This window comes from Pseudoalteromonas piscicida (assembly GCF_002744175.1).
GTDB classification, from domain to species: Bacteria; Pseudomonadota; Gammaproteobacteria; order Enterobacterales; family Alteromonadaceae; genus Pseudoalteromonas; species Pseudoalteromonas piscicida_B.
The window spans coordinates 1-24349 of the sequence record NZ_NKHF01000023.1; the positions used below are offsets into that span (position 1 = coordinate 1).

Here is a 24349-nt window from a genome sequence, read left to right on the forward strand (position 1 = left end):
TTAATTCTCAGGGGAGTAGCTCTGTTCAACGATCGATCATGCTACACAGGCTAGGTGTCGCATAAATACTAAAATATGATTTGTAAAATCAGTGAGGGAGCATGGAGCAAATACTAATAATAATCGGTGTATCACTATTCGGTGTGTTGGGCACTATTCACTTGGTGTATACGTTTTCCACTGAAAAATTTAATCCTTATGATGCTTCCGCAGCCGAAGCTATGAAGCGTACATCGCCACAGCTTACGAAAGAAACAACAATTTGGCGAGCTTGGATAGGCTTTAATGCTAGCCACAGCCTGGGAGCTATGTTGTTTGCAGCTATTTATATTCCTTTGGCTATCAACAATTTTGAAGTTATCGAAAACTCTCTTTGGTTTTCATTGCTACCCGTAGTTGTAAGTGCATCATATTTAATATTGGCAAAAAAATACTGGTTTAAAATTCCGTTTGTTGGCTTTCTTGTTTCTTTAGTTTGTTTCTTGTTCTCGGCATGGTTAATCCACACATAACAAACCGCTCAAATACGCTCAGGCACCAAAAATGTGGCCTACACAGACCCGATCCCACCTGCCGTTTACCTAGGTGACATTATATTCCGCCCAACTTTAAACCCGCTTCTCGTCGGCATGCGGCCAATAAACTTTCTATCGAATCTTGGCTCTGAAGTGTTCTAGCTATAGCGACTGCGCCAATCATCATTGCGGTTACCGAAAAAATATCTTGTTCGTCACAGTCGCAATAACTACTCGCATAATTCATAATTGCTGCATTCATCCCGTAATAAACATCGGCATAAGCTGCTTTTGTTGCCTTATCCTGCATATTGATATCTGTAGCCAGGAACGCTAACGGACAAGACAAAGCACGGTCTCCCTTTACATGCTCCAAGCTTAAATATGCATTTAGCAACAAAGACAACCACTGTTTGTTGGATATCCCCTCCGGCTTGAGGTTGGCGAGTTTAGTACTGCTCGCTCTAAATTTTAATGCTTCACTGTAAAGCTCGGCTTTACTTTTGAAATGCGCATAAAAAGCACCTCGGGTAAGCCCGCAATTGTTCATCAAACCGTCAATCGTAACACCTTCAAAACCTTTCATTGCAAATAGCCTGAAGGAACTCTCAAGGATTCTTTCGCGGGTAGAATTTTTGTGTTCCTTTGTATAGGGCATTGGTATTAGTTTTTATGCGTTTATATATGTTCTTTATCATATATAAAAAATACCCTAGGATGAAACCTCATCTTTGGCAGAAACTAAATAACCTGAGGTTTAGATAAGAAATGAGCTAACTTTTTTTAAAGCCACATTAAATTGTTTCTTCATCTAGTCAGAGAGTTTTGGGGATAACTAACTTGAAAAACACCGGCTTTCGCGTCCTGCTACCGCACTGGTACCTACATCCTTGTAGGCAAGGCGAGTTTACGCACCAATAGCTGGCTATTGGGAGGGAATTCAACGCAGTTAGCGCTAAAACTGGCTGCTAGGAAGGCTTTAATTATCCGAAGCTCAGGTTAAATATGAATATTTAACTTCTCATACTACGTTAGGCATCAATCAGTTCGGAGGTAACATGGAAAAACATATTGGAAATTGTAGTTGCGGTGACATTGAGTTTAGCTTTGTTAACAAACCAATAAATTCACTTTTTTGCTATTGTAAAGCGTGCCAAGCCCTTACAGGCTCAGACAAATGGTTTGGTCTTTGGGTGCCTAAAGATAATTTCAAATTTACAAAGGGGGCACCATTAGCTTACACACGTGTTGGTAATTCTGGTAAAGACGTAAATTATCAATTTTGTGGTACTTGCAGCACTGTTTTATGTGCAGAAATAACTGTAGGTAATTTTTATTCGGTATCTGCAACATCATTAAAAGACAACAAGTACATCCCCAAAATGTCAATCTACGTATCTTCAGCTCCAGCATGGGCAATATTCCCGAACGATGTACCAAAATTTGACATTCTCCCGCCAGGAATGAGGATCTAACAGCCTCATAAGGCTAATAAGCTCATGCAACTGCAGCACTGGACGGCCAACAAGTTGACCACCGTTTATAGCAGCGTTAGTTCCATCAACGGAAAGATAGAGTTGTGAACACAGCCTAATACAGACACCAATGCAAAATACAGCTCCTAACATCAGTAACCTTTCTTCAACTCAATCATGGCGGTGTTCATATGACTTTCCAGTAAATTTACCTTCACCACATAGAAATGCGCACCTTAGGCAACAGAAGGTGCAGGGGTAGCATTTAATGTCGGTTAAACTGATTTGTCTTTTACGGGCAGTTTCCATAGTGTGGTTTCCTCACTCCTTTAAATGCAGAATAACAGTAATGGACAAACGTTATGAACACCGTTCGCAATGGGAAAGTTACATTTGTTTAATCTAAACAACCATAGGGCTGGCTTTCTTGTCCCTGTTATATATAATTTCTTCCTCAGTCGAAAGTTTAGCTTTTCACTGAAATATCATAAATTTAAAGGATTTAATCATGTATAAAAAATATTTGGGTTCAGCTCTATTTTGCGTTGCTGTAATTTCCTCTTCAGCATATGCTGCCGCCCCAGCTATGCCTAGTAGCGTCTTTGCTACTGTCAATAATGGTAATGATGTTCATCTTCAGTGGTCAAGTGTGCCTGGCGCGCTTCGATATATTCGCCAAGTTAGAATTGATTCAGAACATTGGAGTAATCCAGACTTAGCTTGGAAAAATGGAAAATTATATGAAACAACTTCTGCTAATTATTACAATATCAGAGCAGATGGTTACCAATATAGAGTAAAAGCGTGCAATAATGATGGGTGTTCAAATTATACCTATTCTAACAAGATAGTAATTAATGGTGCTCCACAGGCTCCAGAAAACGTGACAGCTACCGTGCAAAATAGTAATGACATCAACATTTCTTGGTCGGCTGTTTCTGGTGCGAGTAGTTATGTCCGTGAGGCGAAAGTCAACGGTGGTGATTGGATTAACCCCAAAGCGTATATAGATACTTCAGTTAGTTTCAATAATGTGTCTACAAACAGATATCAATACAGAGTTAGAGCATGCAATTCTGTAGGGTGTTCTCTTTGGACATACTCAAATTCGGTTACCGTTTACTAATACGAAAACGCGAGTTTAGATGTTGGCCTCATTCGAGAGTAGGCCAACATCTTGCTAAAATCACTTAGAGCCGACTATTATTTGAGCAACAAATTACTCAAACCTTCGCAAATCAATAACCCCCATCACTATTTACATTCATGTTGAAAAATTTAGCTTGAAAGTATCAAAACGCTTAAACCACTGAGGACAAAAATGTTCATCGGTAGGCTGATTTTTAGCGCTCAAGCGTTTCTATAATTTTGGCTATAATAGGATTTAGGTCTACACATACTAGACAAACAGCCAGAACGGTCTCGTCCAGCAGCACTTGAGATTTGAATCGCCCTCCCCAAAGTCGGCTTCCCTCTTTATTTTACTCGCGGGTGATGACTTCGTTAAGTACGTACATAAACCAGCTAATATCTGCAAGCCTTTCTCTGTAATTATCGACCAGCTTCTTGAATATCAATTACTCCGACTCACTGAGTGACTCACTTTCAGTAAACTTTTTACCATAACAGTTCTTTCTTAATGGGTGGCCAAATTAACTCGACAAGTACACCCCCAAAATGTCAATCTACGTATCTTCAGCTCCAGCATGGGCAATATTCCCGAACGATGTACCAAAATTTGACATTCTGCCGCCAGGAGTGAGGGTCTAACAGCCTCATAAGGCTATCAAGCTCATGCAACTGCAGCACTGGACGGCCACCGTTTATAGCAGCGTTAGTTCCATCAACGGAAAAATAGATCTGTTGAACACAGACACCCACAACAATTCGCATCTATATTATGATGGGTGTCTGCTATTCGCTTTTAACCTGCCTAATTGCTCAGGCTAGCGGCCTCTGTGCGTCTAAAAAATATAATTGCTTATTAAGGCAAATTTAGGTGTAATGAATAAATAATAAGCGCTGAGCAATGCAGGGAAAGCTTACACAACACTAGCCAAACTGATTACCCTAGCTAGGAAAGTGAGAGCCTCCAAAAAGCCTATTTTTTCTAAGTAAGCCATAGCATAAACGACACCAGCTCTGACACACCGAGCAGGTGACGGCTCAGTCCGACCAGCGATTATGCAACACAAACTGCGTGTCGCATAAATACTTAAGTGCTAGCTTCAAATAGGAATTACGAGCATATGTGGCAATTTTGTGGAGATATTGAATACACATGTGAAAAATGTGGCGACAGTGATCTTATACCGATAAGCGATTTCGATAATGAATGTATCGGTGGCTCTGAAAGGGGGATGGGCGAAGAAAACATAATCGAATTATCGTATGAGTTTGATTGCTGCGAGTGCAACAGCCCTATTTCTCTAAAATTCGAGGTATCCGAATATCCTCTAGAGTTTTTAAACTTTGTTCTTAATAAATCTACTGGAGCAGAGACATCAGGAGAACCCGACATTGAATATCTTCGAGAGATTTATAGTGCTGAAGATCTTCTGTTGTTTTATGAAAATATTCAGGAACTCATCGCAGCACTGAGATCAAGTCCAGAGCTAATGAGAGAAATAACCCCTAGGGAGTTTGAGGAAGTGGTTTCAGAAATATTCCGATCTAAAGGATTCGAAGTTGATCTAACTCAGAGAACTGCCGATGGTGGAAAGGACATTATTGCAATTCACACGGATTCACTTGGGATACGAAATAAGTATTTCATTGAGTGTAAGCGTTACGCAGAAAATAAAAAAGTTGGAGTTGCCTTAGTAAGAGCGCTGCACGGTGTTAAAAACACGAAAGATGGTCCAAACAAAACAGTTTTGGTGACCAGCTCAACTTTCACAAAGGGTGCCAAAAACTTTGTTGAACACGAAGCATCAAGCGAATGGGACGTAACGCTGGCAGATTATAATGTATTGGTGGGTTGGTTGGGTGACTACAAACAAAGCTAACAATCACAAACAGAAAGAAAAACCTAACAAGAAAATTCAGCAGACGAAACAAGCTTTTCAGCTGATTTAAGGCTTATATTCAAGGAGGTACTTTGAAACTCGAGTTTTTACATTACTGGGTTATCGAGCCTATAGAGACTTCATTAATCCCCCTAGACATTGAAGACTTTTCCGTTTTAAAGAGGAAAGATGTTATCGCTGGATCGAGTTTGCTAGGTGAAGAAGGCAAGGTATTCTTTGAATTCCTCCAAAGGAACCATGGTTTGTATGACAATAGTCTTTGGATATTTCTGAATACGCCATTTTCATCCCAAGAAGATAGCTTTAACTATAGTGAGTGTTTTAGGCTAGTTGGTGAGGCTCTTTTTCATTTCAAAATTTCTAGCCCCGGTCTTATCGTTCGCAATAGTACAACAGGGGATATAACAACAAAGCAACCACCTAATCTTCATCAAAGTAGTGAAAGTTGCCGTATTGAAAGTGTTAGCGAGCCAGACCTCAAGAGGTTAATTAGACTAACCGCTGCTCTTCAAGACCTTAAACATGAACAACAACAGTATTTTAAATCAATTTTTGATTACTTGAGAGACATTAGAAATTCTCCGTTATTTGTTGCAGAGTTAGCTCTATGGTCGTTTCTAGAGCATCATTGGACACCCGATAAAAATGGAAAATCGGATATTAAAAAAAGCTTAAAGTGTCTTCTTGAGTTTGTATGTGTAGACCGAAGTGAGAAAAATAATTTTAATAAGCTAGTTACTAGTGTTGGTTCAGAGTTAGGTAGCTCATACAATGAGCATCTATTACGTAACATATTAGCTCACGGGAAGCATTTTACTCTTAAAGAAAAATGGTCAAATGAAAATTGGGCTAACTTTCATAAGGTACACGAGCAACTACTCGAACTTGTCACAAGGGGAATTGAAAAGCAGGTGTTTGATACATGAATATAACAAATAAGGATAGACCGCGCGAAGCCGTGATCTTATCCGAGAAAAGCTAACACAGACACTCACCACAATTCGCATCTATATGATGATGGGTGTCTGCTATTCGCTTATTGGCTCTATCTGCTACCAGCTTCGTTTATTTTAAAAACAACAACTTAAAAAGTATGTTGATATTTAAAAATACTTTACCCATCGCGCAGGTGTTTTCCGTTTATAACCTGCAAACCATTTACATAATGGGTATAAAAGCACGCTTAAAAACATTGCGAATAACCATATCTGCCAAACATGATAAAAGCCAAAATATGCAGTTTGATTGCTACCATAATGCTGATTCGCACCAAATAGCCATTGTGCCAATATACTAAGAACAAGTAGCGCGTATAGGTGCGTAATGTAGAAAAACATTGGCGCTGACCCTAATACCCGAACTGGCTCCAATACTCTGAGCGCATTAGTCTCTAAAAACGCTAACACGAATGCACCAACTCCCAAGGTAAGTAAAATAAAGTCGAGAGATGGTGGATATTTGGTAAAGTTAAAAAAGTCCATTGTGGTGAGAAGTATTGTTGCCTGTTGAGACCAATCAAGCGTTTCTCCGTATAGATTTAATCCTCTTAGGATCACTAAACCCGCTAACAGAGCTGTCCCACTTTGCAATAAAATGGTTTTACGTACTTGCGATGACACTGAGCCTGAAAATAAAGGCCCTACCGCATAGCCGCACAAGATAACGCCAATCCAAGGTAAAACCGGATAAGACGCTTTTACGTTAACAACAGCATCTGTTACTAAATAACCTCGGTCATGCAGAATCGTCCAAACGGTATAGCCTATTTCATTCGGTGCAAACTCGATGGGCGACAATAAATTATGACCAGCCACAATACTTACACCCAATATTGCTATCACACTACGAGGTAAAGCGACCATCAGTGCCAATACCACCATACTGACACCAATTGCCCAAATAACTTGCAAGTACAGTGTTTGATACGCGCCAAACCAAGAAAAATTAACCAGTGTCATTTCAAGTAAAATTAAAAATAGACCACGCTTTAAAAGAAATGATTGGGCCGACCGCTTCGCACCGCTTGCGGGGTTTTCATACAACCAAGCTGATAAACCTGTCAAAAAGACAAAAATGGGCGCACAAAAATGGGCACTTAACCGGGTAAAATACAGATCTGGACTCGTGGTATAAATGTCCATGGGATCAAGAACTGGTACATGCAAGAAAAAACGCTCTCTCACATGGTCAACCAGCATAAATAACATCACGATGCCACGCAGTATATCGATAGAAGACAACCGTGTTTTACTGTTTTGAAGATTATTCATTACACTCTTTCTCGTGTTAAAAACGAAAAAACAGTCCAAGTAAAATGACTCAGACTGTTACTCTCTCGACAAGCAGATGACTTAGAATATGCTAAGACTTTACGCTCGAATTAGGGATCAAAACTGATACTTCACACTTGCGCTGTATGTTGTAGGTGATCCCGGCATGGTCCATAGTTTGTGATAGGAGTTTTCAAAATAGGTCTTATCAAACAGGTTGTTGATGTCCAGTTTCACACTTACCTTGTCATTTAATTCAACCGAGGCCGATAAATTAACTAGCGTATAGGATGGCAAAATGAAGTTTGCGTCTGTTGTTTCGCCTAGACGATCACCCACATAATTCACAGTTGCCCCAAGATAAGATTCTTTTCCTAAAAAAGTGGTGTAATGCTTCAGTGAAACATGACCAATATGATCTGCAATATTGATCAAACGTGAGCCCTTGGGAATAGGCACACCCCAGTCTGCATTAATCACATCATTTGCTGTTCTTGCGTCGGTATAAGTATAAGCAAGCGCGAGTACAGTATCGTCGGTTAACTCAGTCGTTAATTGAAATTCAATACCTTGGCTTTCAACTTCGCCCAAGGTAGCCGATAAGCCTGTATCAGGTTCAGCGGTAAGCATATTGGTTTTTTGCGCATCAAAAAGTGCGATGCTACCCGAGAAACGATCCGCAATACCTTGCCATTTAGCGCCGATTTCAAAGGATTTAGTTTCCTCTGGTTCAAACGCATTTCGATTAGAATCTAAACCTGGGTTTGGTCTAAATCCTTCTGCGTAACTTGTATACAGATTAACTTTATCATTCGCGTTATAAATAAAACCCAAGCGTGGCGTAAACTCAGTTTGCTCTTGGCTTTGCACTTCATCACTACGAAGGTTAAGAATGTCTTGCTCAAATTTATCAACACGGACACCCACTAATACTTTCGAGTTTTCGGTCAGTTCGAACAAGTTTTGAGCATAAATACCTAGGCCTTTTTGGCTTTCTTCGGTCAAAGTTTTTAATACAGGCTCTGGTTGTGTTTGCGTGTAGTCAGGGTTCTTTGGGCTAATGCTATAGGTGGTATCACCCGACCCCCATGCCGTACGCCATACTTTATAGTCTGTATCAATATCAAAGTTATAGTGATCAGCGCCCACTAGAAGGTTGTGCTTTACACTGCCAAATTCAATTTCACCACTAAGTTCGATACGCGCAGAAACATCCAAAGCTTGATAGTCACGAGCACGTCTTTGACGAGAAAGTAGGCTCGCGTCGGTGTATATCAGCTGTCGACCATCTGACAATTCGGTATCTGAAGATACACCTTCAAATGAAGAATCTCGATAAGCAAACCCGGTGAGTATGTGCCAATCATCGCTTATCTTATGATTTAACACTAACTGATGACCTAAGGCTTCAACTTGGTGCGCTCCATCACGAATATCACCGTAAAAAGCGTCCGTGTTAACGTCATCAAAGTCATTATGTAGAATATACACACCTCTATCCAACGGCTTTTTCTGATTGAGTACTTCCATTTCATAGCTCAGACTCGTGTCATCAGAAATATTCCACAGTATTGACGGCGATAAGTGCAAGCTGTCGATTGAAATATGATCCCTGTGTGTGTCTGAGTTTTCATATGCGCCATTTAGTCGATAGGCAGCTTCTTTGGTCACTGAGTTTGTGTAATCAAATTCAAACTGTTTTTTACTGTAATTACCAAACGTTGCTTGAATATAACCCTGCTCTTCGAACTGAGGCTTTTTGGTAATGATATTGATAGTACCACCGGGCTCCCCTTGCCCATACAATGCAGAGCCGGGGCCTTTCATGACTTCAATACTTTCGATATTGGCTGTACTTCTATTGCCGTTGTAACCTCGAGAATTAAAGCCATTGACAAGATAACCTGATGGATTATTTTCATCCCCCGAGAAACCACGAATAGCAAAGCTATCAAACATGCCTCCAGAGTTATTTTGCCTAACAACACTCGGTGTGAGTTCTAACGCTTCCATAAAGCGAGTAATACTTTCACTTTCAAGCAGTTCTGAACTAATGGTATCGACTGCTTGAGGCGTTTGAACTAAAGGTACATTACCGCGATAGGGCTGCCAAAATTGTTTAATCTCTATACGTTCGATTTCACCGCTTAGGCTATGATTTGAAGCTGATTCTTGCGCAGTAGTGCCATTAGCCACCAAAATGAGGGAGAGTAGTAATTTTTTGTTCACTGGTATCTCAATTTTCTGGAATTTAAATTTTGATACACTATAACATACCACCACGTATTATTGTGAATTGATAAATTGTCAATTGACGCTTTTTTTGTGTATTTGGCCGAAAGCTCACTCTTGTTTTAGGTTGTTTGCTACTGAAGCTGAGCTGTTTTTATCTGAATTAGCTCTGATCGATGTGATTAACAAGGGATATTAACGGTATAAGTGCCTAGCAGTTTTGCACATTCATACTCGTAGTGAATATTTGTTCTTCAGTTATGCATGGGCTTTATACGTTAATTTAGTCGGATAGATTAAGGCGATTGAACTCTAGAGCATTAACAAAAAAAGTTAACAGAAAAGGTAACAGTGACACCCACCGTTATTTGTTCACGTTAAAACTATTCACGTAATGGCTTAACCAGTACCAATACTTTAATCCACCTCTTGGTTAAAACATTTTAAAAAAGCGAATTAAGATAGCTATTCCGGGTTTTTATCGGTTAGCGCTCGAAGCAGTTTTGGCAACCACTCTGGCTTAAATTGCGCTGGATTTGCCTGCGTCATTGCGTTAAGACTCCACCACTGCCATTGTTGAATTGTTTCTTTTTCTTCTTCAGTCCAACGTGCCGCAAAGACCTCGTCGTTACTTGAGCATCGAATCAAATAATACTTTTCTTGCCATACCGCAGGAACGGAGCGAGCAACCGCATAAATAGCTTCACGCTCTTCCACTAAGGGGCCAATCTCTTGCTGCAACCCTGTTTCTTCATAGAGCTCTCTGGCAGCGGCATCTAAGTAAGTTTCATTGTCTTGTAACTCACCCCCTGGCGTTGCCCAGAATGCTTCATGGTGATGTTCATCGTGATACTGAAATAGCAATAACTCTTGCTTTTCATTGACGATAATTAGTCTTGCACATTGCCTTTCTTTCATTATGTCTTCCTAGTACCTAGCGAGTAAAAATAAAAAAGCCCTGTGAGCAGGGCTTTGCTACTAACACGGTAAACCTATTACGCCGCAGCTTGTCCTTTGTGGATCAATCTCTCGCAGAGGGCTTGCCACTCATTGGTTTGCTTTTTGCCTTCAATTCGGCGGCCAAATAGCGTTAATACTGTTTCACGATTGGCATCAAAAAACTCAATAGAGGTGACCACGGTATTGCCGTTATCCGTGGGTTTTCTGACCACGAACGCGCGGGTTAGATCGTCTGCTTTTATATGTAAGTTAAACTCAGGATCTAGCACGTTAAACCAAGGGCCAACTTGCTTGAGGCTTTCAACCTGCCCAGAGAAGATCTGTACCGCACCGGGGTTGCCAACGAATACCATAATCTCTTGCTTAAACGTTTTTGCTTGTTGAAAAATATCAGCAAGGTCAAAGCTCTGTAGCTCAAAGCTCCATGGTGAGCCAACAAGCTCAAGGGCCTGCAAGCGTTCAAGGTTGTGTGTCTCTAAAAGCTTTGGAAAATGATGCACATCTTCAAGCTCACTCCACTGACTCCTAAAGTTATCTAGTTGCTCAGCGCTCGGCGAGGTAATTACAGGCTCCACAAGTTCAAATGGCTTAACACTAAACGAGCGCTGTGATGTTAGTTGATAGCGCGCTTTAATATTCACCAGTTCGTTAAAGTCCGACTCAGTCGTGGTGTAAACCTTATGTACCGCACGGCCATTTTCATCAAAAAACTGCAAGCTCGTATGACTTTCGGTTTCAACTAAAAATACGCTTTGCCAACGATACAAAAATAGCCGTAAGTCGATACCACCGGGATTAATTGCTATACCACTTAGCTTGCCATTATTGTCTGAAACATAGAGCTTTTCGTATAACCCTTTAATTTCATTGACCACGCTGCCGTTACGCGTCAACGCCATCACTTTACCGAGCTTTTTCAGGCTCTTGAGGATATCGGCAAGCTGCGTTTCGTCTAAGCGCGTTACCGTGGCTGTGACCCCTTCTTCCAGTTGAGCATGCAATAATTCGGCTTCACTCACCCCCAGTTGCATTGCTACGTCAACGGGACGCAGCCGTGGCTCGCCTGCTAACAAGGTTTTATAGTCTTGAATTAATTGCTTCATGATCTCTCCTTAAAAACGCCAGCTGATCTGAGTTTTAATGTTGCGACCAAAACCGTAATCGCCTATTCCACCACCAGTACCAGCCATCAGTTTGTACTCTTTGTTAAAGACATTATCGACGGCAACTCTTAGATTAAAGGCAGCATTGATATCCCAACTCGCGTATAAGTCGGTCAGGGTGTAGCTTTTTTGTGTTTGCGTTGAGTATTGCCTTGTTGCGCGGTCCATCACCTGTACATCGCGGTCACCACGCCTTACTATTTGCGCACCAACCTGAACAGCTTGGTCAAATAACGAGGCGCCTAAATCCAATGCCATTTTATCTGCAGGTAAATACCATAGCGGCTTGTTGTCTTGATCTTTGCCGTCTACGTCACTGTAAGAAAAGTTGCTGTAAAAACGTGGCGTTGCAAAGTTCACTTCTAGCTCAATGCCATCTCTATCGTTACTAGCGCGATTCGCATAACGCGGTGCTGGTACGGGATTGGTCACATTACTTGTGACTGACGTGATTTCATCGTCTACCGAGATATCAAAGTAGATAAAACGCGCAGTTAATGTGTCATTGTCAGTGAGTATGTTGTTTGCCTGATAAGTCACGCCAACTTCGGTGTTATTACTATATTCAACATCTAACGCTAACCCTGGTTGTCTGCCACCGTATTGATCGTATAGCTCGTCAATGAGTGGTGCACGGAAACCTTCTTGGCGATTTGCAAACACGGCCCACTGTGGCGTCAGTTGATAGTTCACACTCAAGGCACCCGCCCAATCACTGTGTGTCACTTTACTATCTAATGATGCAAACGCCTGTTGAAATTTGGCCGTTGGCGCAGTGCTATAGCGTTCATAGCGAACCCCTGCAATCACAGTGAGTTGCTGCCAAGTAAATTCATCTTGGATATACACACCGGAGCGCTTTTGTGTACCACCCGGTTGGGATGTCATCTCAGCGGTGGTTGGAGTCGAGCCGTATTGCTCACAAGCATAGGTCTCATAGTTAAGTTGTAAGCAAGGTAATGCTGTCTTTTCACCAATGCGCTCTTTGTCGGTATATTGCACACCGTAGGTCAAAGTATGTGAGTCCAATACGCTGGTATTCATTACATCCAGTGTCGTAATGTTGTACTCATAGTTAGATTCAATACCTATGTAATCCTCAAGCATACCGACACCGTCAGATTCGGTCACTTGGCTGCTGGTATAACCGGCCTTAGCGCTGAGGTTCAGATAGGGATTATTCGCAGGGTTGAGTTCATAACTCAGATTAGTAACGGACTGCTCCACTTCTCGATACACAGTACCCCATGCGCCAGGATCAGTTGTATTGAACTCAGTTCGCTGGTTATCTGTGGTTTCGGTGTAGCTTGCCCCCACAATGGCATCATCACTTAAAAAATATTCCCCTTTTAACAGAACAGAGCTGTTTTCGATTGCCGAATTGTCTAAAGTTTCATCGTTAGAAAGCTCCCAATCATCACTGTCACGCTTTACAACGCCCGCAAGCAAGTCGAGCGAATCATTCGGCCTTGCAAAAGCGATCACCGAGGCATTCTTCTGAGCATTGTTGCTGTCATAACCGAGTTTAATTTTAGCACCTGCGACTTCATCACCCTGTAAAAAGTCAGCGGCGTCTTTTAGCTCAAACTGAACAACACCACCAAGTGCACCACCGCCATGCAGTACGGTGCTCGTGCCTCGTTTAATGCTTATTGAACGATATAACTCGGGGTCGGTAAACAAGCTACCCATGCGATATTTTTCAAAGGTTTGTAGCATGCCATCAATTGTTACCATCACGTCTTCTGCATCACTAAAGCCGCGAATATTGAACTTATGTCCTGTCGATCTTGGCCCACCATTGGCAGAAACATTAGGAATGGTATCTAAGGTATCAAAAACACTGCTATCTAATTTGCGTTCAATTTGTTCAGCAGAAATAACATTCACTGCTTGTGATGATTGCAATGCGGTTTTTGCGGTACGCGTTGCCGTTACAGTCACTGCATCCAAGTCGGTTTTTACTACTGTCGACTGAGAGCCATCGTTATTTGAAGAAGAGGCGGCTTGTACCCAGGTGGCAGAAGTGGCAAGCGCGATAAAAAGAGTTAATTTAGATAAACGCATAAGAATACTCCGAGTGTCGTTATTTATACACGCACTTCAGCTTTGCCCCTGATCTTCCCTAGTGTTCTAACATAGTGCCGGCCTTTAGTAGACAGGCTCCCCAAGATGAAATGCGATTGTCGCTGGGCAATATAACACACACCAATCTAAATGGTAATTATTTTTATTCGCCTTTAACAATTAAATTTGCTACTTGAATATTGAGTGTACTGAGCTGTGCAAAAAGTGACACCAGTGCCTCGCTGGGTACTTGTTTATCCACAGCAATGTAGATCACATCTGAATTGTCTAAATGATCAAGCGCTTGTATCAGTGTATTTTCTGCACTAAACGGCTGCTCGTCCAAGGCATAGGCTATTTGACCATGATTGAACATAACACTCACGATCTTAGGTGTTTGCTCCAGCACAACCTCACCGTTTTTTCCCGCTGTTGGTAGGTTCACCTCCAAGACGTTTAGCTTTACGGCCACACTGAGAAGCAAAAAAACAAGAACGATAAAAAGTACGTCCAGTAATGCGGTTAAATCAGCACCAAGGTGCTGAGGTTTTGGTGCTGGTAGCTCAAGCATGCTCCGCCTCCACTGGGGCAAATTGGGTATTCATATAAAGCACAAGCTCGCTTTGAAAACGCTCGACCATCGCTTGCAAAACCCCATAAATAAGTAAACATGGCATAGCTATCGCCAGCCCCGCCATGGTTGAATACATGGCTTCCCATAATCCATCAGCTAATAACGCAGGTGTCACTGCTTGCTGAGTTTCTGCAATGGTTCTAAACATTAATACTAATCCCCACACTGTGCCAAAAAGCCCCATTAGTGGGCTTAACGTGCCGATGATGCTTAAGATCACTAACCGCTTGCGCCATTCAAAAACATACCGCTGTAACCGTAATGCGCCGCTTTCTTTGCTACTAAAAAAGCGAGATTTACGTTTTATTTCAAGAACGGTGAACCAAGCGCGGCTAAGCACCCAAAGACGCTCGATGATCACCGCAAGCGCAATAATCGACAAACATAAAAATGGCCATTGCATTGGGCCAAGTTGTGAAAACCAAGACTGCATCGTAGTAATACTCTCTATGATAAGGAAAACTTAATAGGCACGGTAAACAAGGCCTTTACAGCATTACCGTTTTGGATAACTGGATGAAACTGCCATTGCTCAAGGTTTTTGCGCGCAGCAATGTCCAAAGCACGGTGACCGCTGCTTCTAAGCAAAGTTAAGCTAACGATTTCACCTTTTTTATTCAGTTCAATCTCAAAAATGGTGACTCCTTCAAGCCCTCTTCGCTTGGCACGCAGTGGGTAACTAAGCGCAGGTCTTGGTGCTTTAAATAAAGGTAAAGCACCTAATTTAATAGGAGAGTCATCGGTACTATTTGCTTCACTGAGATGCCTCGCTGAGGCCATTTGTGTTGACTCTTGCTGCGAAACATCTTCTCGTTTTGGGGTTGGTTCTGACGCCTCTGGTTGCTTTTTATTCTCTGTCACTATAGCTTTGTTGAGTTTTTTAGGTGGTGGCCGTTCAGTGCTCTGTTGCTTAGGTTTAGGCGCGGGTTTGGTTTCCTGCTCTTGCTTTTGCTTTTGCAGTTTTTCAATCAAGTGCGTGGTGCCATTAAAATCAGATGGCGTTTGCTCTGCTACCACTTTTGGAGCCGGCTCCTGCTGGTAGGGTTGTGCCGCAAACGAAATCATGAGTGGTTTGGTGACTTTACTCACTTCATTTGCAACAACGCCTGAGTGCCAAACCAGCGCAGAGCTTGCAGGAAATAACCACCACAAGCCATGCAGCAAAGCAGAGATGATCATACAGATTATTAATTTCATATTGATAAAGACAAATGATAACTGTTATTATTCGCAATAAATACTAACAAGTTTGGATTTGTAATGAAAGCTCAAATTACTGCACTACTCACCTCTAGTTTGCTACTACTCGCTTCGGCCATAAAGCCCGCTTATGCAAATCAAGAAGCCAAAAATATCGTCGTTTCTGGTGGTTCTATTACCGAGATTATTTATGCGCTTGGTGAGGAGAAACGTATTGCTGGGGTCGACAGTACTAGTGTATTTCCAGTTGCCGCAACACATAAGCCACAAATAGGTTATGTTAGAAAAATCAACGTTGAAGGGATCCTTTCCTTGAATCCAGACTTGTTACTCGGCGAGGCCGACACCGGCCCAGACAAGGTATTAATACAACTTCAGGAGACCGGACTTCCCACCTATATTTTCAGTGACAACGACAATCTCGCTGGCGTCGAAGAAAAGATAGCTAAAGTTGCCCAATTACTAGCTGTTAAAGAAAAAGGCCAAGCGCTAATCAACCATATTCAAGCTGACCGAAAAGCCTTAATTCATGTCCTCAAACAAGTAAACGACAAACCTAAGGTATTATTTGTCTTGAGCCTTCGTAGTGGCCAACCAATTGTTGCGGGGGCTGGAAACTCTGCAGATGAGGTTATCAATGCAGCTGGCGGTATTAACGTTGCGGCACAGCACTTTGACGGCTGGAAGCCCCTCGCCACCGAGGCGGCCATCGCCATGAATCCTGATGTCATCATTAGTATGGGTCGCCATGGCGAACAAAAAGCCATGGACTTAAGCCAAGTTCCTCACTTTAAGTTCTCAAATGCCGTTAAAAGCAATCGGGTTTTACTCATCGATGGGACGTATCTGCTTGGCATGGGCCCACGCACACCGCAAGCCGTAGTTGAGCTGGCTACCTTACTCCACCCAGACGCCACACTGCCAAAGGGTTACCGATTCAGAGCAGCGCAGTCTGCATCAGAAAGTGAGCCGCTGTGATGCTAGCACTCGAGCAATCTTTAATTCCCGCAGAAGTTGCCAGAAAATGGATGTTGTTGGGACTGATTATTGGCTGCATCCTCGTTAGTTTTATTGGCCTTAGTATCGGCGGAGTGAGCATTAGCTACAGTCGTCTGATGGATATTCTCTTTGCAGGCCAATCGAGTAACTTAGAACATGCGGTGATCTGGCAAATTAGATTACCAAGATTAGTGCTGGCAATTGTGGTTGGTGCTGGACTTGGTGCATGTGGAGCCGCAATGCAGGCGATCTTTAGAAACCCACTGGCAGATCCTGGGTTAATAGGAATTTCAAGTGGTGCCGCTCTTGGGGCAATTAGCACCATCGTATTAGGCTCTACATTACTGAGTGGATTTGCTGATTATTATGGAATTTATGCGGTGCCAATCGGCGCTTTTCTGGGCTGTCTTGGTGTATGCAGTTTAATCTACCGTTTATCCAGCCATGGCAACCGCTTCACGATTGTCAGTTTATTGTTAGGGGGTATCGCAGTCAACGCCATTGTCGGAGCGGTCATCGGAATACTGACGTTAGTCAGCTCAGATCAACAGTTACGAGACTTAACTTTTTGGAGTATGGGGTCACTGGCAGGCAATAGTTTCACGGTTATTATCCCTTCACTGGGTTTAATGCTGGCATGCTGCTTTGGTTTCAGCCGTCTAGCGCAACCGCTCAACCTCTATTTACTAGGCGAGCAACAAGCTAAACATCTCGGGGTCGATGTCGTAGGTTTAAAAAAGAAGATATTTGTTTATACCGCATTATGCACCGGTGCAGCCGTTGCGCTGACTGGTATTATTGGTTTCGTTGGTTTTATTGTTCCCCATATAGTGCGCTTATTAATCGGTCCAGATCACCGCTATTTGTTACCTGCTTCAATGTTAGGTGGGGCAATTTTACTGTGTTTGGCAGACTTACTCGCTCGCACACTTATTCTCCCATCAGAATTACCGATAGGTCTTATTACTAGTGCATTAGGTGGCCCTTTTTTCCTGATCATGCTGGTGAAAACGTACCGTATAAAGGAGCTTTAGCATGCTAGAAGCGAATAATATTAGTGTTCAAGTGGGCCGAAAGTTGCTACTTAACGAAATAAACTTTTCAATTAGCACTGGAGAATTTGCCGTTGTCCTTGGCCCCAACGGCGCTGGAAAGTCTACGCTTCTCAAAGCGCTGTGTGGAGATATTTCGCTAACACAGGGCGATGTCACCTATCATCAACAACGAGTGCAAGACTTAAACGCTCTAGACCTTTCCCATATCCGCGCTGTACTCACGCAGCAATATGATTGTGAATTCCCGTTTAGCGTGCAAGAGATAGTGGATATGTCGCACTATGTACATCAACATAATTGTACGCCAGACTCGCTTCGCGCATATTCGCAGCAAGCGATGCGGACTTTATCGGTCGATCATTTGGCGGCGCGCTGCTTTACTCAGCTATCAGGAGGAGAAAAACAAAGGGTTCAGTTTGCACGGGTACTTTGCCAGCTGCTACCTACCTTAGATGCTAACAAGCCCTGTTACCTTATGATTGATGAGCCTACTGCAAGCTTGGATTTATATCATCAGTATCAGGTCATGAAGCTAGCTCAGCAGATAGCCAAACAGGGGGCGGGCGTAGTTGCGGTAGTTCATGATCTTGCCCTTGCCGCAAGTTTTGCCGATAAAGTATATCTACTGCAACAGGGCGAATTGGTTGCCACCGGATCCCCAGAGGAAGTACTTAGTCATACGCAGCTACATCGTACTTACGGAATTGAAGCTGAGATCACGCTTTCAGACACGTTTTTACCCATGCTTGGAGTAGCAAAGGCATTTGGACTTTCGGCAGAAAAATAACCAGCGCGAAAACAGGCTGGCATACACCAGCCTGTTTAATAAACCGATTAACTCAGTTCATTGCTTTGAAGCCAAAACTAAGTAGTTTTCCTAAATTGATGCGCCTTTTACGGGGCGCAAACACAAAATAGCAAGACTAAACAAAGTAATAGCAAGCAGCGTCATCGCAGTCACACCAAGGCTATAAGCAAAGCCTGCGACGGCAGACCAGCTCGCTACGCCCATGTGCATCATGCTCATAGCCAGTGAGATGAGCACACCGCGATGTGCAGGCGAAAGCGCTGAAATATATGCCTGTAATGCCGGTGAACCAACGCCGCCAGCCAATGCCCAAAGAGTCATCAAAAAGTACAAAGGTATGAGAGAGACACCTTGATACCAATAAATGCCACTACTAGCAATTAGACAAACTACCAACGAAGCACGCATGACCTGTCGCCCACTTTCAAAGTGGGTTGCAAGCTTTGGCATCATCAGGTTTCCGACAACACTCACTAAGCCTAATAAGGCATACAGTACACCAATAAACCACACTGACAGCGCTTGTGTATCTCTTAAGTGCTGACCAATCAAATTGAACAAGCCAATACCACCACCTAACCCAATAAACATGGTAAGTAGCGCACCAACAACACCTGGTATTTGCCACAGTTTGACTGGTATTTTGGTGCCTTCAACCACTTTGTCATTTGGGATGGCGCGATGGTTTACAGTCAGTAATAACGCAACAACCCAAGTGGCGATCCCCAGTGCAACAAAAGCGGCTCGCCACGACATTAAATGCGTTAAAAACGCGCCAAACGCAGGGCTTGAGATCATGCCAAGAGTTAAACCAGCTTGCACCCAACCGATCCGTTTGAGCGCATCTCCACCAGAGGTCGCCGCGATGGCGAACGCAATAGGTAACATGCCAGCACTGGCAATACCTGTGATCACACGAGCAACTAAGCCCCATTCAAATGAAGTGACAAGCCCTGTCGCGATGGAAGCCCCACCAAAAACCACGATTGCAGGCAAGATGATAGCTCGGCGCCCCGCTTTATCTGAGAGCGCCCCAAATAAGGGAGCCACAATCGCTAGGGCTACGCTGTAAGTGGTAATAAACAGTGTAACTCGCTCAGGCTTTACACCTAATTCGAGTCCAATAGGCTCAAGAATAGGCCCAAGCATCAGCTCATCGGCCCCGACTAAAAACGCAATAAAGGCGAGTAATAAAGTCAATAACATCTCTTTACCCCTTTTCTGCGCAGCAAACGCTTACCTTGCTAATAATGAGCAAAGCAAAAGAAGTAAAGCCAATATTAAGTTGGTCTTTGTTTAGGTTACTGCCTGACATTATCAGGCCTTTTAAAATCAAGTTCATTAAATTACATCCATAAAAAACGGGAGTTCGGCTGTGATGCCGACCTCCCGTTTCAAAAAATTTGAAAACTTGTGCCCCTGTATTTCAGGCACAAAAAAGCCGGCGATGAAGTATCATCGCGGCTTCGTCTTTCCAATCATCAGATACACTAACGCTGCCCACCTTTATTCAGGTAGTCGCCAATGTCTCTGATGAAGGTTTAGAAAGTAAGCTCCGAGCAACACTTCATCGTGTTAATGCGCGGAGCTAAGCCTTCTGACAAAATTCTTATATAGGATGTAAAACATCGTGGAAAGATCCAAATTAAAATCGCGCGCCAATTTATACGATGTCGATTAAGTAGTCAATAATCCAAACCAAGATATATCAACACAACCACTTACTATCTCCTGTCCCTAAGCGCAAAGCGGTAAACACCTGCAATCAGCAAACAGATGGTTATGGGCAACCACAGCGCCTGAAAGTAAAACTTATTATAAAGCCAAGCGCCCAACACACCACCAGCCACAAACCCCGAGATGATCAACACAAACAGTTTTGCTTTTCTGGTATCCAAAGGCTCGCCTCTAAACAAAGCCCCAATCATTAGTCCCAAGTCGGTAACAATTCCAGTTACATGGGTTGTCCTCACGACAGCCCCACTATAGGTAGTAGCCAATGCGTTTTGTAGTCCACAAGCTGCGGAAGCAAAAAAGTGGCCGTAAAATGAGCCTTGTATCAGTAATACGAGAGATACAGTAAGCAAAATAGCTTCAAGTATCAGCGCGGTATCGTAATGCTTGCCAAGGGTTAATGTGGTGCCATGCAGCAAAAAGCCAGCAAGTGCAGAGCCAAGCAAGAACGCAATTAACACACCAAATAAGTGCAGGGTTTCTTTGAGGTTGCCACCTAAAAAGCTGGTTCCAAACATAGTCGCAGTGCCGGATAAATGAGAAACAGATTGGTGCTCGAAGCTAAGTAGGCCAATTGCATTCACAAACCCTGCGACGAGCGCCAATATAAAGGCGCCGACCTCAACCCATTTTGGTAACTTTGAGATCATCTCTTTGCCAAGGGATGATCTGGGTTTAGTTGCAGTAAGTCCCAGCGGTTGCCATAGAGATCTTCAAATACAGCAACCGTGCCATAATCTTGCTCTTGCGGCTCGCGGACAAACTGAATGCCAATAGACTTCATACGCTCATAATCACGCCAGAAGTCAGCGGTATTTAAAAATAAAAATACCCGCCCCCCAGCTTGATCACCAATAAACTTCTGCTGCTCTGGTGTAGAAGCTCTGGCAAGTAGTAACGCCGTACCATGTGAATTAGGCGGTGCCACCACCACCCAGCGTTTATCTTGCTCGGGTTGATAGGTATCCTCGATTAGATCAAAACCTAGTTTATTGACGTAGAAGTCGATGGCTTCATCGTAGTCTTTAACGACGAGCGCAATATTGACGATATTTTGTTTCATGATGACGACAATCCATAGCCTCTTGCAATGAGCGTAGCAAGTAGCGGTAAAACTAAAAGCAACAGCATTTCTACTCTTTTAATAACGATAATACGCTGGGGCACAGACAAATTAGCTGCGGTTGTATTACGGTGCTTCAGTAAAAACACAGTAGGTATGATAGACAATAAACCCACTAACAAAAACAGTCCAACTTTGGCATGGAAAATCGGATTTTTAGTATAAAATTCACTGGGTTTACCAACTACAAGCCACAACGTTAACCCCGCGCCAAGTGTTACAAGCGCACTGACACCATACAAGCCATCGATTACTGCTAATCGCTTAATCCCCTGATTACTCATTGATTTGGAGAGTAGCACGTTTTCAATCGCGAGCGTCGATGCCAAAAATAAAATACCGATAAAATGAATATACCTAACGACTATCTCTTCCATGCTGTGTCCCTATTGCTATTTTAGTTTTGATAAAATGTGCTGTTTTCTTCTAAAAAGTTCACCAAAGGCAAAAACAGAGGCTGCGGCAATTCATCCTGCGAAAACCACTGCCATTGTTTGCATTTATTTGGCTCTTTAACTTGTGCATCATGATTATCGCACGTTGGCATGACAAACAAAGTGACATAATGTTTCTGTTCATCGGCAAAATAATCATTAGTAAAACCAAGCTTTTCAACGTTTACAACATGAAGTCCTGTTTCTTCACGCACTTCTCTTATTGCGCATGCTTCAATCTCTTCTCCATACTCTAAATGGCCACCTGGGGTTGCCCAAGTATGTGCGCCATGAGCGCCAATGCGTTCGCCAAGTAGAATTTTATTTTGGTGCATTATGACCACGCCAACCCCGACGCGTACGACTTGCTCCATCACTTTTCCTTACCATTACTTATTGACTACTAGGTAATCATAACTTAAAGAATCAATGTAGTTCAGCTTACAAAGTTACAACTCCCGGCTAAAACAATTTAGTTACATAAAAACCACAAAACTCAAAAGTTTGACATCATTACAAAAACATGAAAATTTGGTTCGACCCAATTGGATAAGATGGGTAAATAAATTTTATAATAACATACTGATAACTAAGGAATAAGTAATGAAATTAAAAATAAAAAAGTCAAGTTTGAAATCGCTTTCATCTCAGTCGCTTCAGCTTAACCTTGCTCAAACACCAAATATCGCGGGAGGGAAGCAAGAGTACCAAGATCGTCCTCAAGCTGTCGGAACACGTGTAGATTGCGTATCTGTTGCGGTTCACCTTCCTTGTGTGATTATGTAAAGTACGATTTTTGTACTTTTTGTATAGAGACTGACAAGGCCACTTCCGTGGCCTATCTATAATCTTTTTTGAAATCTGCGGTGTAACCCGAGTAGCTTGCTTAGGGACGACTAAAGCTATGCTAAGCTCGCTAATATCTCAAGCGCATGTTTTCTATCGTTTAACTCGTATAAGTCATTGGTAAAAATAAACTCATCGACCGCTAACTCACGTTTAATCATGCTGAGTTTATGATTGACCGTTGCAGGGCCTCCAACCACAGATAGGCCTAAAAAGCTTTCGACTTGCATTTGTTCTTGGGCACTCCATAGACCCTCCATCGAGTCAACAGGTGGTTTTAGCCACAACGCCTGACCTCGCATCAATGCAAGGATACGCTGTTTTGACGTGGTAGCTAAATACTGCGCTTGCTCGTCGGTATCGGCTGCAACTACGGGTAAACCAAGCATCACATAAGGTTTATCTAATACCTCTGATGGTTGAAAATCGCGACGGTAGAGTGCGATCGCATCATGCACAAATCGTGGCGCAAAATGACCAGCAAATGCATAAGGTAAACCTCGCTTTGCGGCAAGCTGAGCACTATACAGACTCGAACCAAGCAACCAAATCGGTACCTTGGTATTTTCGCCCGGAATAGCACGCACCGAGGAGTTACCATCATAAGGACCGAGCAAGGCTTGTAATTCAGCAACTTCGTCGTCAAATTGCTCTGCCCGTTTCTCGTCGCGACGCAGTGCTCGGCTGGTAATAGGATCGCTGCCTGGCGCGCGCCCTAACCCCAAATCAATGCGCCCGGGATAGAGGCTTTCTAACGTGCCAAACTGCTCTGCGACAACTAACGGTGGATAGTTTGGCAGCATCACACCACCCGCCCCCACCCGAATATGTCGGGTGTGCCCGGCTATATGCCCTATCAATACAGAGGTTGCTGCACAGACAATTCCACGCATATTATGATGCTCAGCCATCCAAAAACGCTTAAAGCCAAGTTCATCCGCTTTTTGCGCATAAGCCACATTGTTTGCGAGGGTTTGTGAAACGGTATCTTGCTCTTTCATCGGGCTTAATTCGAGCAGAGAAAATGGCGTGTTAGCGAGTGAAGTCATAACAATCCTTAACGGTTTGAATTAAACCTTAGAATAAGGATTGCGGCGCCCATTTCAATCGGAGATCTCGCACCACATTGTTGCCGATTTTCGACTCTGGGCATGGTGGTGATAACAAGCCAGCTTAACCTGTGACTTTATAACTCTGTAATAAACCTGAACTTGGCATAATAAGGCTTTTAGATCCTGTTCACTTTAATCGGCCAACCATTTGTACATAACATAGCTATCTACCAAGCCGAGGATGCTTGTAAGCCTTGGGAATAGTGCCCACAATCGTAAAACCAAGCTTTTGCCATAGTTTAATCGCCAGTTCATTGGTCGAAACCACGCTATTAAATTGCATGGCTTTGAATCCTAATGTGAGTGCTTGCTGTTGAGAATGTTCACACATAAGCCGCGCAATTCCCTTACCACGTGCCAAACTCGACACCATGTAACCACAGTTACATATGTGGCTACTCGGACCCATCGCATTTTGTCGCAAATAATAGGTGCCAAGTACTTGCCCACTTTCAACATAGGCAAAAGCCTTAAGTGGCGTTTCACACCAAAGTAAAAATGCCTGCTCTATACTCATGTTTGCGTCAAATGCATACGTTTCTTGCGCTTGGATCACTTCTGAAAATGTTGGCCAAAACGACTCAAAATCATCCCGAGTTATTTCTCTTATCATATTGTGCCCTCAGATTTTCTCGTCTTGTTAAGTTCTGAAAACCAAACAAAGAGTAGCATTGAATTATACCTCATCGAAAA

The 24349-nt window shown here is 42.9% G+C and carries 24 protein-coding genes and 3 pseudogenes; 9 read left to right on the forward strand and 18 right to left on the reverse strand.

Features of this window, described 5'->3' with window-relative positions; genetic code table 11:
* Positions 1-101: 101 nt before the first annotated feature.
* Entirely contained in the window at positions 102-512 is a 411-nt protein-coding gene (locus CEX98_RS23040) for an LIC_13387 family protein (RefSeq protein ID WP_197707193.1), read from the forward strand.
* 79 nt (positions 513-591) lie between these two features.
* Here CEX98_RS23040 and CEX98_RS04365 read toward each other — a convergent pair whose 3' ends face one another.
* Complete coding sequence (locus CEX98_RS04365; RefSeq protein WP_099640899.1) at positions 592-1173, reverse strand: TetR/AcrR family transcriptional regulator; 582 nt, start codon at positions 1171-1173, stop codon at positions 592-594.
* A gap of 400 nt (positions 1174-1573) precedes the next feature.
* On the opposite strand from CEX98_RS04365, the gene CEX98_RS04370 reads away from it, so the two are divergent.
* Positions 1574-1990 (forward strand): GFA family protein, encoded by a 417-nt coding sequence (locus CEX98_RS04370; RefSeq protein ID WP_099640900.1) that lies wholly within the window; start codon positions 1574-1576, stop codon positions 1988-1990.
* 174 nt (positions 1991-2164) lie between these two features.
* On the opposite strand, the pseudogene CEX98_RS23200 reads toward CEX98_RS04370, so the two are convergent.
* A pseudogene (locus CEX98_RS23200) lies at positions 2165-2299 on the reverse strand (transposase); the annotation flags it as partial.
* A 199-nt stretch (positions 2300-2498) separates the two neighbouring features.
* Here CEX98_RS23200 and CEX98_RS04380 point away from each other — a divergent pair.
* A complete protein-coding gene (locus CEX98_RS04380; protein ID WP_099640901.1) occupies positions 2499-3116 on the forward strand; it encodes a chitinase N-terminal domain-containing protein in 618 nt (205 codons plus the stop codon).
* A gap of 223 nt (positions 3117-3339) precedes the next feature.
* Here CEX98_RS04380 and CEX98_RS23205 read toward each other — a convergent pair.
* Positions 3340-3636, reverse strand: a pseudogene (locus CEX98_RS23205) (transposase); the annotation flags it as partial.
* Positions 3637-4239: 603 nt separating this feature from the next.
* Here CEX98_RS23205 and CEX98_RS04385 point away from each other — a divergent pair.
* The gene (locus tag CEX98_RS04385; RefSeq protein WP_099640902.1) at positions 4240-4998 is read left to right on the forward strand and encodes a restriction endonuclease; all 759 of its coding nucleotides are present in this window, start codon (positions 4240-4242) and stop codon (positions 4996-4998) included.
* 92 nt (positions 4999-5090) lie between these two features.
* Entirely contained in the window at positions 5091-5945 is an 855-nt protein-coding gene (locus CEX98_RS04390; protein ID WP_099640903.1) for a hypothetical protein, read from the forward strand.
* 177 nt (positions 5946-6122) lie between these two features.
* On the opposite strand, the gene CEX98_RS04395 is transcribed toward CEX98_RS04390, so the two are convergent.
* The 8 genes from CEX98_RS04395 to CEX98_RS04430 all read right to left on the reverse strand — a co-directional run bounded on the left by CEX98_RS04395 (position 6123) and on the right by CEX98_RS04430 (position 15524).
* Positions 6123-7289 carry a DUF1624 domain-containing protein gene (locus CEX98_RS04395; protein ID WP_099640904.1) on the reverse strand — a complete coding sequence of 389 codons (1167 nt, stop codon included), beginning with the start codon at positions 7287-7289 and terminating at the stop codon, positions 6123-6125.
* A 117-nt stretch (positions 7290-7406) separates the two neighbouring features.
* Entirely contained in the window at positions 7407-9518 is a 2112-nt protein-coding gene (locus tag CEX98_RS04400; RefSeq protein WP_099640905.1) for a TonB-dependent siderophore receptor, read from the reverse strand.
* A gap of 468 nt (positions 9519-9986) precedes the next feature.
* Positions 9987-10439 (reverse strand): NUDIX hydrolase, encoded by a 453-nt coding sequence (locus CEX98_RS04405; protein WP_099640906.1) that lies wholly within the window; start codon positions 10437-10439, stop codon positions 9987-9989.
* A gap of 77 nt (positions 10440-10516) precedes the next feature.
* Complete coding sequence (locus tag CEX98_RS04410; RefSeq protein ID WP_099640907.1) at positions 10517-11584, reverse strand: ChuX/HutX family heme-like substrate-binding protein; 1068 nt, start codon at positions 11582-11584, stop codon at positions 10517-10519.
* 9 nt (positions 11585-11593) lie between these two features.
* Positions 11594-13711, reverse strand: coding sequence for a TonB-dependent receptor domain-containing protein (locus tag CEX98_RS04415; protein ID WP_099640908.1), 2118 nt, complete (start codon positions 13709-13711; stop codon positions 11594-11596).
* Between the two features lie 163 nt (positions 13712-13874).
* Positions 13875-14282, reverse strand: coding sequence for a biopolymer transporter ExbD (locus CEX98_RS04420; protein ID WP_099640909.1), 408 nt, complete (start codon positions 14280-14282; stop codon positions 13875-13877).
* Positions 14275-14778, reverse strand: a complete 504-nt coding sequence (locus tag CEX98_RS04425; RefSeq protein ID WP_099640910.1) for a MotA/TolQ/ExbB proton channel family protein — start codon at positions 14776-14778, stop codon at positions 14275-14277. The genes CEX98_RS04420 and CEX98_RS04425 overlap by 8 nt, the downstream gene beginning before the upstream one ends.
* 14 nt (positions 14779-14792) lie before the next feature.
* Positions 14793-15524: an energy transducer TonB gene (locus CEX98_RS04430; RefSeq protein ID WP_242441622.1), complete on the reverse strand. Its 732-nt coding sequence runs from the start codon at positions 15522-15524 to the stop codon at positions 14793-14795.
* An 81-nt stretch (positions 15525-15605) separates the two neighbouring features.
* On the opposite strand from CEX98_RS04430, the gene CEX98_RS04435 reads away from it, so the two are divergent.
* From CEX98_RS04435 to CEX98_RS04445, 3 genes are read left to right on the forward strand one after another with little or no spacing between them, the layout of a single operon-like run.
* Positions 15606-16523 carry a heme/hemin ABC transporter substrate-binding protein gene (locus tag CEX98_RS04435; RefSeq protein WP_099640912.1) on the forward strand — a complete coding sequence of 306 codons (918 nt, stop codon included), beginning with the start codon at positions 15606-15608 and terminating at the stop codon, positions 16521-16523.
* Positions 16523-17578, forward strand: coding sequence for a FecCD family ABC transporter permease (locus CEX98_RS04440; RefSeq protein ID WP_099640913.1), 1056 nt, complete (start codon positions 16523-16525; stop codon positions 17576-17578). Before CEX98_RS04435 ends, CEX98_RS04440 begins: the two co-directional genes overlap by 1 nt.
* Position 17579: 1 nt before the next feature.
* Positions 17580-18386, forward strand: a complete 807-nt coding sequence (locus CEX98_RS04445) for a heme ABC transporter ATP-binding protein (protein ID WP_099640914.1) — start codon at positions 17580-17582, stop codon at positions 18384-18386.
* A 90-nt stretch (positions 18387-18476) separates the two neighbouring features.
* Here CEX98_RS04445 and CEX98_RS04450 read toward each other — a convergent pair whose 3' ends face one another.
* The 5 genes from CEX98_RS04450 to CEX98_RS04470 form a co-directional block, all read right to left on the reverse strand.
* Positions 18477-19613: an MFS transporter gene (locus tag CEX98_RS04450; protein ID WP_099640915.1), complete on the reverse strand. Its 1137-nt coding sequence runs from the start codon at positions 19611-19613 to the stop codon at positions 18477-18479.
* 518 nt (positions 19614-20131) lie between these two features.
* Positions 20132-20791, reverse strand: a complete 660-nt coding sequence (locus tag CEX98_RS04455) for a YoaK family protein (protein ID WP_099640916.1) — start codon at positions 20789-20791, stop codon at positions 20132-20134.
* Complete coding sequence (locus tag CEX98_RS04460) at positions 20788-21204, reverse strand: VOC family protein (protein ID WP_099640917.1); 417 nt, start codon at positions 21202-21204, stop codon at positions 20788-20790. Before CEX98_RS04460 ends, CEX98_RS04455 begins: the two co-directional genes overlap by 4 nt.
* Entirely contained in the window at positions 21201-21641 is a 441-nt protein-coding gene (locus CEX98_RS04465; protein WP_099640918.1) for a DUF2214 family protein, read from the reverse strand. The genes CEX98_RS04460 and CEX98_RS04465 overlap by 4 nt, the downstream gene beginning before the upstream one ends.
* Before the next feature lie 20 nt (positions 21642-21661).
* Positions 21662-22072, reverse strand: coding sequence for a nucleotide triphosphate diphosphatase NUDT15 (locus CEX98_RS04470; protein WP_099640919.1), 411 nt, complete (start codon positions 22070-22072; stop codon positions 21662-21664).
* Positions 22073-22301: 229 nt separating this feature from the next.
* Here CEX98_RS04470 and CEX98_RS04475 point away from each other — a divergent pair, with 229 nt between their 5' ends.
* Complete coding sequence (locus CEX98_RS04475; protein WP_039496443.1) at positions 22302-22484, forward strand: hypothetical protein; 183 nt, start codon at positions 22302-22304, stop codon at positions 22482-22484.
* A 116-nt stretch (positions 22485-22600) separates the two neighbouring features.
* Here the strand turns inward: CEX98_RS04475 and CEX98_RS04480 are convergent, their stop codons facing one another.
* Together CEX98_RS04480 and CEX98_RS04485 are read right to left on the reverse strand one after the other, a co-directional pair.
* Positions 22601-23593 carry an LLM class flavin-dependent oxidoreductase gene (locus CEX98_RS04480; RefSeq protein WP_099640920.1) on the reverse strand — a complete coding sequence of 331 codons (993 nt, stop codon included), beginning with the start codon at positions 23591-23593 and terminating at the stop codon, positions 22601-22603.
* A gap of 195 nt (positions 23594-23788) precedes the next feature.
* A pseudogene (locus CEX98_RS04485) lies at positions 23789-24269 on the reverse strand (N-acetyltransferase family protein).
* Between the last annotated feature and the right edge of the window lie 80 nt (positions 24270-24349).